This is a genomic window from Microcoleus sp. Aus8_D2 (assembly GCF_036702665.1).
Lineage (GTDB): Bacteria > Cyanobacteriota > Cyanobacteriia > Cyanobacteriales > Microcoleaceae > Microcoleus.
This window is the reverse complement of the sequence record NZ_JAUBUN010000075.1, coordinates 13,786-15,170: the sequence shown is the minus strand read 5'-3', so window position 1 is coordinate 15,170 and position 1,385 is coordinate 13,786. Positions and strand designations below refer to the sequence as shown.

At 50.3% G+C, this 1,385-nt stretch carries 1 protein-coding gene; it reads left to right on the top strand.

Features of this window, described 5'->3' with window-relative positions; all coding sequences use genetic code 11:
- A partial coding sequence (locus QUB64_RS31825; RefSeq protein WP_333266474.1) for a calcium-binding protein occupies nucleotides 1–1,266 on the top strand: 1,266 nt, incomplete at its 5' end.
- Nucleotides 1,267–1,385 lie beyond the last annotated feature (119 nt).

The window sequence follows — 1,385 nt, the reverse complement described above, 5'->3', positions numbered from 1 at the left end:
ACTCCGACTCCGACAACTCCGACTCCGACAACTCCGACTCCGACAACTCCGACTCCGACAACTCCGACTCCGACAACAACACCAACCGATACACCAACTCCCACGCCAACGCCGACGCCGACGCCAACTCCCACGCCGACGCCAACTCCCACGCCAACGCCGACGCCGACGCCAACTCCCACGCCAACGCCAACTCCGACGCCAACTCCGACGCCAACTCCAACTCCAACTGCGACGCCAACTCCGACGCCAACTCCGACGCCAACTCCAACTCCAACTGCGACGCCAACTCCAACTCCAACTGCGACGCCAACTCCGACACCTGCGGAAACTCCCACGCCCACCCCAACTCCGACACCTACACCAACTCCGACACCTGCGGAAACTCCCACGCCAACGCCAACGCCTTCTTCCCCAGATTGCATTTGCAATACGATCGAGTATCCAAATCTCGATCGCCCAAACCAAGCTAACAACACCATCAACGGCAATGGTAGCGGTGAAATTCAATTTGGCACTGCGGAAAATGATGCTTTTTACGGCAGTCCCAATCCGAATATTTTCGATGCGGATTTAGGTGACGACAACCTCTACGGCGGAGAAGGAAACGACATTCTTTACGGCAACCGAGGCAATGATTTTATTGACGGCAACAAGGGAGACGATATCCTTTTAGGTGGCAAGGGAAATGACTTAATTTGTGGCGGTGAAGGCGAAGATCTCATTTTCGGGAATCGCGGCAATGATTCAATAAATGGTAAAGAAGACAACGACTTAATTTTTGGCGGTGAAGGTGCTGATTTTATCGACGGCGACAAAGGCAGCGATCTCGCCTTTGGAGGCAAGGGCAACGATCTAATCTTCGGCAGCGAAGGTGAGGATTCTCTTTACGGCAATTATGGTGATGATACCCTCTGCGGAGGTGCTGGCAATGATTGTCTCAGTGGAGGTGCGGGCAATGATTTGCTAGACGGGTGCGAGGGAAATGATACTTTGATTGGCGGTTTGGGGGATGACTGTCTGATTGGAGGTGCTGGGAGCGATCGCTTTTTACTCTCCACCAATTCCGGTATCGATATTATTGCCGATTTTGAAGCAGGAAAAGATTTGCTGATGTTAGGTAATGGCTTGACTTTTGACCAATTAAATGTTAATCAAGTCAGCGGTAAAACGTCGATCCAGTTTGTGCCGACTGGGGAAATTATAGCTGTTTTAAATGGGGTTTCTGCTAACAGTATTAATGTAGCAAATTTCACTTTGATTTAAACATTCTCTTTCTTCTCTGACTCTTTCTCTGTCAGCGCATTTCGCCATCGAAATCGCACAACACAATTCGTTCGTAGTGAGGACTTTAGTCCTTCCTCCTAAAACTCTGAAGAAGGACT